Annotated in this window: 1 protein-coding gene; it reads right to left on the reverse strand. The window is 74.8% G+C overall.

Translation table 11 applies throughout. The features are described 5' to 3' along the window. Nucleotides 1-11: 11 nt before the first annotated feature. Nucleotides 12-14,165 (reverse strand): type I polyketide synthase, encoded by a 14,154-nt coding sequence (locus AB0M82_RS14335; RefSeq protein WP_364721468.1) that lies wholly within the window; start codon nucleotides 14,163-14,165, stop codon nucleotides 12-14. Between the last annotated feature and the right edge of the window lie 11 nt (nucleotides 14,166-14,176).

Genomic DNA, 14,176 nt, shown 5'->3' on the forward strand with positions numbered 1-14,176 from the left:
GTGCGAAGAGGTCAGGAGGTGCGCAGGCCGTCGAGGACGTCGAACAGCTCGTCGTCGGTCGCTTCGCCGAGGTCGCGCTCCTCGGGCGCGGGTTCGGTGGCGCTCAGCCGGCTCAGCAGGGTCTCCAGCCGCAGGGTCAGTTCGGTGCGCGCGGAGCCGTCGGCGACGCCGTCCGCCAGCGCCGCCTCGAGCCGGTCGAGCTCGGCCAGGCCCGGGGCCTCGTCGCCGGGCAGGAGTTCGGCGAGCACGTGCGCGGCCAGCGCGTGCGCGCTCGGGTGGTCGAAGACGAGCGTGGCCGGCAGCCGCAACCCGGTGGCCGTGGCGAGCCGGTTGCGCAGGTCGACCGCGGTGAGCGAGTCGAACCCGAGCTCCTGGAACGCCTGGGCCGGGTCGAGCGCCGACGGCGAGTCGTGCCCGAGCACGGTCGCCGCGATGCCCCGGACCAGGTCGAGCACGGTCCGTTGCCGCTCGACGACCGACATTGCCAGCAGCCGCTCCCGAAACGCTTCCATCGCGGGAGTAGCGGCCGCGTCGGCCTCGGCCTCCGCGGCGAGGATCCGCCGGACGTCGTCGATCCCGCCGAGCAGCGGGCTCGGCCGCGCCGAGGTGAACGCGGCGGTGAACCGCGCCCAGTCGACGTCGGCGACCGCGACGAAGGTGTCGTCGAGGTCGAGCGCCCGCTGCATGCCGCGCATGCCGGCGGCCGGGGCCATCGGCGACAGCCCGTGCCACTCCGGGTTGAGGTTCATCAGGTCCTCGACCACGACACCGTCGTCGAGCACGTGCTGCGCGTCCCACACGCCCCAGGCGATCGAGGTCGCGGTGCGGCCCGCGGCCCGGCGGCGCTCGGCGAGCGCGTCCAGGTAGGCCGACCCGGCCGCGTAGGCGCCGTGGTCACCGCTGCCCCAGACCCCGGCGATCGAGGAGAAGAGCACGAAGGCGTCGAGGTCCCGCTCGGCGAACAGCTCGTCGAGGTGGGCGGCCCCGGCGACCTTGGCCGCGAGGATGTCGGCGAACTCGTCCACAGTGGACTCGGCGAGCGCGGTGAGCCGAATCAGCGCGGCGGCGTGCACGACCGACCGGATCGGCCCGTGGTCGGCTTCGGTCTTCTCGACGAGCGTGGCCAGGGCGTCCCGATCGGCGACGTCGCAGGCCGCGACAGTGACGCCGACGCCGGCCTCGCCGAGTTCCGCGGCCAGCTCGGTCATCCCGGCCGCCGCACTCCCCCGGCGGCTGGTCAGCACCAGGTGCTCCGCCCCGCCTTCGGCGAGCTTCCGGGCGATCACCGGGCCGAGGGCCCCGGTGGCGCCGGTGACCAGCACGGTGCCCCGCGGACGCCACGGAGCCGGGACGGTGGCCGGCCGCGCGTCCCTCACCAGGCGACGGCCGAAGACGCCGTCGCCGCGCAGGGCGACCTGGTCTTCGGGGCCGTGGCCGGTGATCGTGGCGAGGCAGCGGTGCAGGGTTTCCTGGTCCGGCTCCGCCGGGAGGTCGACCAGCCCGCCCCAGCGCTGGGGTTGTTCGAGGCCGAGGACGCGGCCGAAGCCCCAGGTTTGGGCCTGGACGGGGTCGGGCGGGAGGTCGGTCGTGCTCGTGCGTACCGCGCCGCGGGTCACGCACCAGAGGGGTGCGGTGATTCCGGCTTCGGTCAGGGTCTGGGAGAGGACGAGGGTCGCCACGAGCCCCGCGGTGACGCCCGGCCGGAGTTCGGTTCGGTCGGAGGCGAGAAGGGAGACCACGCCGGTGAACTCACCGTTCAGTCCACCGTCCGACCCTGCGAACTCACCAGATAGTCCACTGGCCCCCGTGACCACGACCTCGTGCCCCTGCCGGACGAACTCCGCGATGACCGGGTCGTCACCACCGTCCGGAGTCACGAACAGCCAGCGGCCCGGCTCGCCCGCGACCGGCTCGGCGACCCGCTCCCACTCGACCGTGTAGCGCATCGCGTCCACAGTGGACTGCTCCGCCCGATCGGCCCGCCAGCGCGCGAGCGCGGGCAGCACCGTGGCCACGGCGTCACGATCGACGTCCAGGACCGCGGCCAGCCCGGCCGGGTCACCCGACTCGACCGCGGACCAGAACCCGGCGTCTTCCGCGGCCACCGCGGCGGGCAGCTGGAAGTCCAGCCAGAACCGCTGGTGGCGGAACGGGTAGACCGGCAGATCGACCCGGCGGCCACCGGGGAAGACGCCCGCCCAGTCGACCGGCACGCCGAGGACGGACAGCTCCGCCGCCGACAGGAGGACCCGGTCGGCGCCGCCGTCACCGCGCCGGAGCGTGCCGCCCGTGATGGCCGCGCGTTCGGCGTGGTCCGCCGTCTCGCCGATCGCCGTGGTCAGGACCGGGTGCGGGCTGCACTCGACGAACACGCCGTGCCCGGAATCCAGCAACGCCCGCGTGGCCCGCTCGAACTCCACCGTCTGCCGCAGGTTCCGGTACCAGTACCCGGCGTCGAGCGCGGTCGTGTCGATCAGCTCGCCGGTCACCGTCGAGAAGAACGGCACGCTGCCGGCCACCGGCGTCACCGGGGCCAGCAGGGCCCGCAGCCTGTCCTCTATGCGAGACACGTGCCCGGAGTGCGAGGCGTAGTCCACCGGAATCCGGCGGACGCGCACCCCGGCGGCCACGCAGTCGTCCTGGAACCGGGTCAGCTCGTCCGCTCCACCGGACACGACGACCGACTCCGGGCCGTTGACCGCGGCGACCGACAGGTCGGCGTAGTCCGCCAGCCGGGCGCGGACGGCGTCGGCGCCGAGCGCGACCGAGACCATCCCGCCCTGCCCGGCCAGTTCCCGGATCGTCTGGCTGCGCAGCGCCACCACGCGCGCGGCGTCGTCCAGGGTCAGCGCCCCGGCGACGCAGGCCGCGGCGATCTCGCCCTGACTGTGCCCGAGCACCGCGTCCGGCCGGACGCCGAGCGACTCCCAGACCGCGGCGAGCGACACGAGAATGGCCCACAGCACCGGCTGGACGACGTCGACCCGCTCGATCGGCTCGCGCTCGCGCACGACGTCGAGCATCGAAAAGTCCACATAGGACGCCAACGCCGCCGCGCACTCGGCCATCCGCCCGGCGAACACCGGCGACGAGCCGAGCAGGTCGGCGGCCATGCCGGTCCACTGGGAACCCTGCCCGGGGAAGACGAACACGACCTTCCCGGGGGTGCCGGCGACACCTTCCGCGACGCCGGGCCCGGCCGTTCCCCCGGCCAGCGACCGCAGCCGGTCCCGCAGCTCGGCCGCGTCCCGGCCGACGACGACGGCCCGGTGGCCGAACTCGGACCGCGTGGTCGCCAGGGAGTACCCGACGTCGGACGGGTCGCGGCCGTCCACTCGGGGCAGCAGGTTCGCGGCCTGGTCCCGCAGCGCGTCGGCGGTGCGGGCCGAGAGCACCCACGGCACCGCGGGCAGCGCGACCGGCTCGGCGGCGGAGAGTGCCGGGTCCGGGGCCTGTTCGAGGATCAGGTGCGCGTTGGTGCCGCTGACGCCGAACGACGACACCCCGGCGCGGCGCTTCTCGCGCGCCGGCCACGGGCGCGGCTCGGTGAGCAGCTCGACCGCACCCGCCGTCCAGTCGATGTGCGTCGAGCGCTCCTCGGCGTGCAGCGTGCGCGGCAGGACGCCGTGACGCAGCGCCATCACCATCTTGATCACCCCCGCGACCCCCGAGGCGGCCTGCGTGTGACCGATGTTCGACTTGACCGACCCCAGCCACAACGGCGTCTCGCGGTCCTGCCCGTAGGTCGCGAGCAGCGCCTGCGCCTCGATCGGGTCGCCAAGGGACGTCCCGGTGCCGTGCGCCTCGACGGCGTCCACATCGGACGGACGCAACCCCGCCGCGCCCAGCGCCTGACGGATCACCCGCTGCTGGGACGGCCCGTTCGGCGCGGTCAGGCCGTTGGACGCGCCGTCGGAGTTGACGGCCGAGCCGCGGATCACCGCGAGCACCGGGTGGCCGTTGCGCCGCGCGTCGGAAAGCCGTTCCAGGACGACCATGCCGATGCCCTCGGCCATGCCCATCCCGTCGGCGGCGGCGGAGAACGCCTTGCAGCGGCCGTCGCGGGCGAGCCCGCGCTGGCGGCTGAACAGCACGAACGGCGCCGGCGACGCCATCACGGTCACCCCGCCCGCCAGTGCGAGTTCGGACTCCCCCGTCCGCAGCGACTGCCCGGCCATGTGCAGCGCCACCAGCGACGACGAGCACGCCGTGTCGAGGGTGACGGCCGGGCCTTCGGTGCCGTAGGTGTAGGCCAGCCGCCCGGCGGTGACGCTCATCGAGGTACCGGTGAGCAGGTGGCCTTCGGTGCCTTCCGGCGGCTCGGCGAGACCGGCGCCGTAGGACGACGAGCTCGCGCCGACGAACACGCCGGTGCGGCTGCCGCGCAGCGCGGCCGGGGTGATGCCGGCCGCTTCGAACGCCTCCCACGACGTCTCGAGCAGCAGCCGCTGCTGCGGGTCCATCGCGAGGGCCTCGCGCGGGCTGATCCCGAAGAACGCGGGGTCGAAGTCCGCGACGCCGTCGAGGAAACCTCCTTCGCGGACGTACGTCTTGCCCGGGGCGTCCGGGTCGGGGTCGAAGAGGCCGTCGAGGTCCCAGCCGCGGTCGGCCGGGAACCCGGAGATGCCTTCCCCGCCCGCGTCGAGCATGCGCCAGAGGTCCTCCGGCGAGCCGACCCCGCCGGGGAACCGGCAGCTCATCGCGACGATCGCGATGGGCTCGTCGGACGCGGTGACGACGACCGGTGCGTCGGTGGCCCGCTCGCCGCCGAGTTCGGTGGTGAGGTGGCGGGCCAGCCCCTCGGGGCTCGGGTAGTCGAACACGAGGGTCGCGGGCAGCCGCAACCCGGTCGCTGCCTGGAGGCGGTTGCGCAGCTCGATGGCGGTGACCGAGTCGAAGCCGAGGTCGCGGAACGCGCGGCCGGCGTCGACCTCGGCGCCGGAGTCGTAGCCGAGCACGGCCGCGACCTGCGTGCGGACGACGTCGAGGAGGTCGGTCACGACTTCCGGCGTTGTCTCGGCGACGAGCCGCCGGACCTCGGGGATGTCGCGGAACAGCGGGCTCGGCGTGCCGGACACGGCGACGACGCGGGCCCAGTCGATGTCGACGACGACGGCGCTGGTCTCGTCGTGGTCGAGCACCCGCTGCAGGGCGGCGATCGCCAGGTCCGGGTCCATCGCCGGGACACCGCGGGAGAGCATGCGTTCCTCGACGGCGCCGGTCGCCATGCCGCCGGCGGCCCAGTGGCCCCAGACGACGGCGGTCGCGGGCAGGCCCTCCGCCCGCCGCCGGCGCGCGAGGGCGTCGACGAAGGCGTTGCCGGGGGCGTAGTTGCCTTGGCCGGCGGCGCCGAACATGCCGCCGAAGGACGAGAACAGCACGAAGGCGTCGAGGTCGCCGGTCAGTTCGTGCAGGTTCAGCGCGGCTTCGGCCTTGACCCGCAGCACGTGGTCGACCTGCTCGAGGCTGAGCTGGTCGAGGAGGGCGTCGTCGAGCGCGGCGGCCGTGTGCACGACGGCGGTCAGCGGCCGTTCGGCCGGGATGCCGTCCAGCAGCTCGGCGAGCTTCGCGCGGTCGGCCAGGTCCACAGTGGACACGCTGACGCCGGTGTGTTCCGCCAGCTCGGCGACCAGCTCCGGGGCGCCGGGGGCGTCGAGCCCGCGACGTCCGGTGAGGATGACGTGCTCGGCTCCGCCCCGGGCGAGCCAGCGCGCGACGTGCGCGCCGAGCGCTCCGGTGCCGCCGGTGACCAGCACGGTCCCCGACGGGCGCCAGGTGTGGGTGCTCTCGCTGTCGGTCGCGTGGGCGAGCCGCCGGGCCAGCGCGCCGGAAGCCCGGACGGCCAGCTGGTCCTCCCCGCCGGGCTTGGCGAGCACGGCACCGACCCGATCGGCGGCGGTGGGGTCCGGTGCCTGCGGGAGGTCGATCAGGCCACCCCAGCGGCCGGGGTGTTCCTGCCCGACGACCGGCCCGAGACCCCAGACGAGGGCCTGCTCGGGATCCTCGACGGGATCGGCCGGCCCGGTGCTCAGGGCCCCGCGGGTGGTCACCCACAGGGGCGCCTCGACCCCGGCGTCGCCGAGGGCTTGGACGAGCGTGACCGTGGCGGCATGAGCGAGCGGGACGGCGGGGTACCGCGGGTGCCGCCCGGGTGCGGAGGCGAGCAGGGAGAGGACGCCGGAGGTCTCGCCGTGGCCGGTGAGCAGCCCGGCGAGGGCGGCGCGGTCGGCGGCCGGGTCGACGGGGACGCGCACGACCTCGGCGCCGTGGCTGGTCAGCGAGGTTTCGAGAACCTCGGCCCAGTCGGCGCCCGCCGCCGGCTCTTGGGCCCAGCCGATGCCGTCCTGCGGGACCAGGAGCAGCCAACGGCCGCTCAGCTTGGCCGAAGCCGCCTTCACCGGCTGCCACGTCACCCGGTAGCGCCAGCCGTCCACCGTGGACTTCCCCTGCTGGCGCCGTCGCCAGGAGGAGAGCGCCGGCAACACCGAACCGAGCGCCTCACGCTGCTCGTCGTCGGCGCGCAGGTCGTCGGCCAAAGCGGTCAGGTCGGCGCGCTCCACCGCTGTCCAGAAGCGGGTGTCGACCGGGTCCGTCGTGCGTGGCTCCGGGTCGCTCGGCCAGAACCGGCGGTGGCGGAACGGGTAAGTCGGCAGCCCGACCCGCGCCGCACCGGTCCCCCGGAACACCACCGGCCAGTCGACCGGGACCCCCGCCACGAAGGCCTCCGCCAGGGACCGCGTCAGGCGGTCGGCGCCGCCGTCGTCGCGGCGGAGCGTGCCTGTCGCCACGATCGCGCGGTCCGCCGCGTCGGCGGTCTCCTCGATGCCCGCCGTCAGCACCGGGTGGGCACTGCACTCGACGAACGCCGTGTGCCCGCCCGCCAGCAACCCGTGCACAGCCTGGTCGAACCGCACCGGCTCTCGCAGGTTGCGGTACCAGTACGCCGCATCCAGCGACGCCGTGTCCAGCACCTCCCCGGTCACCGCGGAGACGAACGGAATCCGCCCGGTCCGCGGCCGCAGCGGCGCCAGCACCGCGGCCAGCTCCTCGGCCAGCAAGGAAACCTGAGCGGAGTGCGACGCGTAGTCGACGGCGATCCGCCGCGCCCGCACGTCCACCGCGGCCAGCAGCTCCTCGAGCGCCTCGGCTTCGCCGGACACCACGACCGACGACGGCCCGTTGACCGCGGCGATCGAGATCCGCTCACCCCACGGCGCGATCAGCTCTTCCGCCCGCCCGGGCGCAACACCCAGCGAAACCATGCCCCCGAGGCCGGAAAGCCGCAGGATCGCCTTGCTCCGCAGCGCGACCACCCGAGCACCGTCCTCAAGAGACAGTCCACCCGAGACGACGGCGGCCGCGATCTCCCCCTGGGAGTGCCCCACCACGGCAGCGGGCTCGACACCGTAGGACTGCCACACCGAAGCCAGCGACACCATCACCGCCCACAGTGCGGGCTGCACGACGTCGACCCGCTCCAGCGCCGAAGCGTCGGAGAGCACGTCCAGCAGATCCCAGTCCACAAAGGAGGACAGAGCCGACGCGCATTCGGCCATCCGATCCGCGAACACGGGCGACGACTCGAGCAGCGAAAGCCCCATGCCGGCCCACTGAGAGCCCTGACCGGGGAACACGAACACCACCCGGCGGCCCGGCCGGGCGACGCCGGTGACGACGTCCGCGGGCGCGCCGCCGTCGGCGAACGCCCGTGCCGCGTCCGCGTGCCCGTCGAGGACGACCGCGCGGTGCTCGAACACCGCCCGGGTCGTGGCCAGCGAAAATCCGACGTCCAGCACATCACCGAACGGCATCCGAGCCGCCTGCGCCCGCAGCGCGTCCTCCGTCCGGGCCGACAGCACCCAAGGCACCACCGGCGGCGCTGTCCGTTCGACCAGGACCGACGCGGCCGGAGCGGCTTCCAGGATCACGTGCGCGTTGGTCCCGCTGATCCCGAACGACGAAACCGCCGCACGACGCGGCCGCCCCGTCTCCGGCCACGGCGAAGGCGACGACAGCAGCCGGATCGCGCCGGACGACCAGTCCACGTGCGGAGTCGGCGTCGACGCGTGCAGCGTGCGCGGCACCGTGTCGTGGCCGAGCGCGAGCACCATCTTGACCACGCCGGCGACCCCGGCGGCGGCCTGCGCGTGGCCGATGTTGGACTTCACCGAGCCGAGCAGCAGGGGGTGCGCGCGGTCCTGGCCGTAGGTGGCCAGCAGCGCGTCCGCCTCGATCGGGTCGCCCAGCGACGTCCCGGTGCCGTGCGCCTCGACGACGTCCACATCGGACGGCGCCAGACCGGCGTTCGCCAGCGCGGCCCGGATGACGCGCTGCTGCGACGGGCCGTTCGGCGCGGTGAGGCCGTTGGACGCGCCGTCCTGGTTGACCGCGGTGCCGCGGACGACCGCGAGCACCGGGTGGCCGAGCCGCTGCGCGTCGGAAAGGCGCTCGACCAGCAGCATGCCGACGCCCTCGGCCCAGCCGGCGCCGTCCGCGTCGGCGGAGAACGCCTTGCACCGGCCGTCCCGCGAGAGGCCGCGCTGGTGCGAGAACTCGACGAACGTGCCGGGCGTGGCCATCACCGTCGCGCCGCCGGCCAGCGCCATCGTGCACTCCCCCGAGCGCAGCGACTGCACGGCCAGGTGCAGCCCGACCAGCGACGACGAGCACGCCGTGTCGACCGTGACGGCCGGCCCCTCGAGCCCGAAGGTGTAGGCGATCCGGCCCGAAGCGACGCTGCCGGAGTTGCCGACGCCGAGGAAGCCTTCGACGTCGTCGGGGGCGTCGGACAGCCGGGCGCCGTAGTCGTGGTACATCAGTCCGGCGAACACGCCGGTGCGGCTGCCGCGCACGGCCGCCGGGTCGATCCCGGCCCGCTCGAACGCCTCCCACGCCGCTTCGAGCAGCAGGCGGTGCTGCGGGTCCATGGCCAGCGCCTCGCGCGGCGAGATGCCGAAGAAGCCGGGGTCGAAGTCGGCCGCGCCGTCGAGGAACCCGCCCGCGCGGACGTAGGTCTTCCCGGTCTGGGGCTCGGGGGCGTAGAGCGCGTCGACGTCCCAGCCGCGGTCGGCAGGGAACCCGGTGATGGCGTCGCCGCCGTTCTCCAGGAGCCGCCAGAGGTCCTCCGGCGAGGTGACGCCGCCGGGGAAGCGGCAGCTCATCCCGACGATGGCGATCGGCTCGTTCGACGCGGCGGTCGTCGTCACCGCGACCGAAGCCGCGGCCCCGCCGAGCTCCGAACGCAGGAACGCGGCGAGCGCGGCCGGGGTCGGGTGGTCGAAGACGAGCGCGGCGGGCAGCCGCAGCCCGGTCGCCGCCGACAGCCGGTTGCGCAGGTCGACGGCGGTCAGGGAGTCGAACCCCAGATCGCGGAACGCCATCGACGTGTCCACGGTGGACACGTCGGCGTGGCCGAGCACGACCGCGACGTGGGTCCGGACGATCTCGGTGAGCACGCGCTCGCGCTCGGTGTCGTCGAGCCCGGCCAGCCGCGTCCGCAGCCCCGGATCGACCGCGGCTGCCCGCGCCGGCACCAGCTTGCGCAGGATCGGCGGTACCGCCTGGTCACGCAGGGCCGAGACGTTCAGCTTCACCGGCACGAGCACCGCGTCGGCCAGCGTGCGGGCGGTGTCGAACAGCGCCATGCCCTGCTCGTCCGGCAGCGGCGGGAACCCGGCGCGGGCCATCCGCCGCCGGTCGGCGTCGGTCATCGCGCCGGTCATGCCGCCGCTGCGCGCCCACAGGCCCCAGGCCAGCGACTGCGCACCCGGCCGACGCTGGGCAAGGGCGTCGAGGACCGCGTTCGCGGCGGCGTACGCACCCTGCCCGGCGCTGCCGAGCGTCCCGGTCGCCGAGGAGAACAGCACGAACGTCGGCGCGTCGGTGAGTTCGTCCAGGGTGAGGGCGGCGTCTACTTTGGACCCCAGAACGCGCTCGAAGTGCTCCGGGGTCAGCGACTCCACGACGCCGTCGGCGAGCGCGCCGGCGGCGTGCACGACGGCGGTGACGTGCTCACCGTCGAGGACGGCGGCGAGCTGCTCGCGCTCGGCGACGTCGCACCGGACGACCCGCACGTCGGCGTCGAGGTCGTCGAGCTCGGGGTTCCCGGCGCCGGTGCGGCTGGTGAGCAGCAGGCGGCGGGCGCCGTGATTGGTCACCAGGTGCCGGGCCAGCAGCGAGCCGAGCGCGCCGGTGCCACCGGTGATCAGGACGGTGCCGCTGACGTCGAACGCGGGCGCCGCCTCGGCGTCCGGCTGGTCGGCGCGCACCAGGCGCGGCGCGAGGACCACGCCGTCGCGCAGCGCGACCTCGGGCTCTTCCCCGGCGGCGAGGACCGCGACGAGCGGGGTGACGTCGCCGGTGTCGGTGTCGGCGAGCAGGAACCGGTCCGGGTGCTCGGCGCGGACCGAGCGGACCAGGCCCCAGACGGCCGCGCCCGCGGGGTCCTCACCGGTCGTCGCGCCGCGGGTGACGAACACCAGGCGGCCGTCGTCCTCGGCCAGCTGCGCCTGGATCGTCTCGAGGGCGTGGGCCAGGACACGCCGGACGCTGCCGCCGACGTCGTCCGGGTCACCCGTGACGTGGACCAGCTTCAGGTCCGCGTCACCGTGGGCGGGCACCGCCACCGGTGTCCACTCAGGACGGAACAACGAGTCGGCGACGAGCTGCTGCGCCGCGAGGGGACGCAGGACCAGCGACGCGACGCTCGCCACGGCCACCCCGGCGGAGTCGGCGACGTCGAGGGCCACGGCGTCGTCCCCGGCCGGCCGGATCCGCACGCGCAGCGCGGCCGGGCCGCCCGCCCGCAGGACCGCGCCGGACCACGCGAACGGCAGCAGGGCGCGGTCCCCGCCGCCGAGGGCCGCGGCCTGCAGGGCGGCGTCGAGCAGCGCCGGGTGCAGCCCGAACCGGGCCGCCTCGGGCGCGATCCCGGCCGGCAGCGCGACCTCGGCGTAGATCTCCTCGCCGAGGCGCCACGCCGCACGCAGCCCGCGGAACGCCGGGCCGTACGCGAAGCCCTGGGCGGCGAACCGGTCGTGCAGGCCCTCGATGCCGATGGGCTCGGCACCGGCGGGCGGCCAGGTCAGCAGATCCGTGCCCGCCGGCTCGGGGCCGCCCAGCACGCCGCTCGCGTGCCGGGTCCAGCCGTCGCCGGCGGCGCGGCTGAACACGCCGACCGTGCGCCGCCCGGTGCCGTCGGGCGCGCCGACCGAGACCTGGACCTCGAGGGCGCCCTGCTCCGGCAGCACCAGCGGCGCTTCCAGGACGAGGTCCTCGACGACCCGGCCGCCGGTCTCCTGCGCGGCCCGCGCGGCGAGTTCGAGCATCGCCGTGCCGGGCAGGATGACCGTGCCCCGCACGACGTGGTCGGCCAGCCACGGGTGCGACCGCGCCGAAAGCCGTCCGGTGAACAGGTAGCCGTCGCCGTCGGCGAGGGCGACAACCGCGCCGAGCAGCGGGTGCCCGGCCGAGCCGAGCCCGGCGACATCGCCGGTCACGGCCGGGGCGTCGAGCCAGAACGGGGTGCGCTGGAACGGGTAGGTCGGCAGCTCGACGCCGGTCGCGTCGACGCCGTCGAACTCCCGCGCCCAGTCGACGTCGACACCGTGGATGAAGGCGGCGCCGAGCGAAGTGAGCAGCCGGGCACGGCCGCCGTCGCCGCGGCGGAGGGTGCCGACGGCGGTCTCGTCGAGGCCGGGCACGAGCACCGGGTGCGGGCTGCACTCGACGAAGACCGGCTTGCCGCCGAACGGCCGGATCGTCCGGTCGAAGTGGACGGTCCGGCGCAGGTTGCGGTACCAGTAGCCGGCGTCGAGCGCGGCGGTGTCGAGCAGCTCGCCGGTGACAGTCGAGTGGAACGGGACGTCGCCGATGCGCGGGCGGATCGGCGCGAGGGCTTCGAGCAGCTCGGCCTCGATGGCCTCGACGTGCGCGGAGTGCGACGCGTAGTCGACGGCGATCCGCTTGGCCGGGACGTCCTGGGTCATCAGCTCGTCGAGGGCGTCGGCGTCGCCGGAGACGACGACCGAGGACGGGCCGTTGACCGCGGCGATCGAGAGGCGCTCACCCCACGGCGCGATGAGCTGTTCCGCGCGTTCCACGGGGACGGTCAGCGAGACCATGCCGCCCTTGCCGGACAACGCGAGCAAAGCCTTGCTCCGCAGCGCGACGACGCGGGCTCCGTCCTCAAGGGACAGTCCACCCGCGACGACGGCGGCGGCGATCTCCCCCTGGGAGTGACCGACGACGGCGGCGGGTTCGACGCCGTGGGAGCGCCAGACCTCGGCGAGCGACACCATCACGGCCCACAGCGCGGGCTGCACGACGTCGACCCGCCGCAGGTCACCGTCGAGGACCTCCAGCAGGTTCCAGTCCACGAACTCGTCCAGCGCCGCGGCGCACTCGGTCATCCGCGCCGCGAACACCGGCGACGTTTCGAGGAGTTCCCGGCCCATCCCGGTCCACTGCGACCCCTGGCCGGGGAAGACGAACACGGCCCGGCGCGAGCCGCGGGCGACCTGGGCGCCGACGCCCTGCTCGGCCAGGGCGGTCAGCCCGGCGCGCAGGTCCCCGGCGACGACGGCCCGGTGCTCGTACAGCTGCCGCGACCGGACGAGCGCGGCCCCGACGGCCGCGGTGTCGCCGTCCACCAGGGCCAGGAGGTTCCGCGCCTGAGCGCGCAGAGCCGGTTCACCGCGCGCCGAAAGCACCCACGGCACGGCGGTTCCCCAACGCCCCAATGTGGCGTTCGGTGCGTCAGACGCACCCAACGCCACATTGGGGCGCTCTGGCGCCTCCAGGATGACGTGCGCGTTCGTGCCGCTGACCCCGAACGACGACACGCCCGCCCGCCGGACGTTCCCGGTCTCCGGCCACGCCACGGCGTCGGTGAGCAGCTCGACGGACCCGGCCGACCAGTCGACGTGCGGTGAAGGCGCGTCGACGTGCAGCGTCTTCGGCAGCACGCCGTGGCGCATCGCCTGGACCATCTTGATCATCCCGCCGACGCCGGCGGCGGCCTGCGTGTGCCCGATGTTGGACTTCAGCGACCCCAGCCACAGCGGCCGCTCGCGGTCCTGGCCGTACGTCGCGAGCAGCGCCTCGGCCTCGATCGGGTCGCCCAGCGACGTCCCGGTGCCGTGCGCCTCGACGACGTCCACATCGGACGGCGCGAGGCCCGCGTTCGCCAGCGCCGCCCGGATCACGCGCTGCTGCGCGGGCCCGTTGGGCGCGGTCATGCCGTTGGACGCGCCGTCCTGGTTGACGGCGGTGCCACGGACCACGGCCAGGATCGGGTGGCCGAGCCGTTCGGCGTCGGAAAGCCTTTCCAGCAGCAGAATCCCGGCGCCCTCGGCCCAGCTGGTGCCGTCGGCGGCGGCCGCGAACGCCTTGCAGCGGCCGTCCGGCGCCAGGGCCCGCTGACGGCTGAATTCGATCAGCGCGGACGGCGTCGCCATCACCGACACACCCCCGGCGAGCGCCAGGGTGCAGTCGCCTTGGCGCAGCGCCTGCGCGGCCAGGTGGACGGCGACCAGCGACGACGAACACGCCGTGTCGACGGTGACCGCGGGTCCTTCGAGCCCGAAGGTGTAGGCGACCCGGCCGGAGGCGACGCTGCCCGCGCTGCCGTTGCCCAGCAGGCCTTCGAAGCCTTCGGGCACCTCGTACATCCGGCCCGCGTAGTCGTTGTACATCACGCCGGCGAACACGCCGGTGCGGCTGCCGCGCACCGCGTCCATGGTCAGCCCGGCGCGTTCGAACGCCTCGTACGACACCTCGAGGAGCAGCCGCTGCTGCGGGTCGATGGCCAGCGCGTCCCGCGGGCTGATGCCGAAGAACGCCGGGTCGAACTGGTCGGCGTCGTGCAGGAAGCCGCCTTCGCGGGTGTAGACCTTGCCCGGTTGGTCGGGGTCCGGGTCGTACAGGCCGGCCAGGTCCCAGCCGCGCCGGGCGGGGAAGCCGGTGACGGCGTCGTCGCCGCGGGCGACGAGGTCCCACAGCTCGTCGGGCGAGCCGGCGCCGCCGGGATAGCGGCAGCTCATCCCGATGACGGCGATCGGCTCGCCGGCCGCCGCTTCGAGCCGCCGGTTGAGCTCCCGCAGCCGGTCGCTCTCCTTGAGCGACGCGCGCAGGGCTTCGACGATCTTGTCCGGTGATGTGGCCATGGTGAGGGCTC

This window comes from Amycolatopsis sp. NPDC051128 (genome assembly GCF_040682715.1).
Taxonomy (GTDB): Bacteria; Actinomycetota; Actinomycetes; order Mycobacteriales; family Pseudonocardiaceae; genus Amycolatopsis.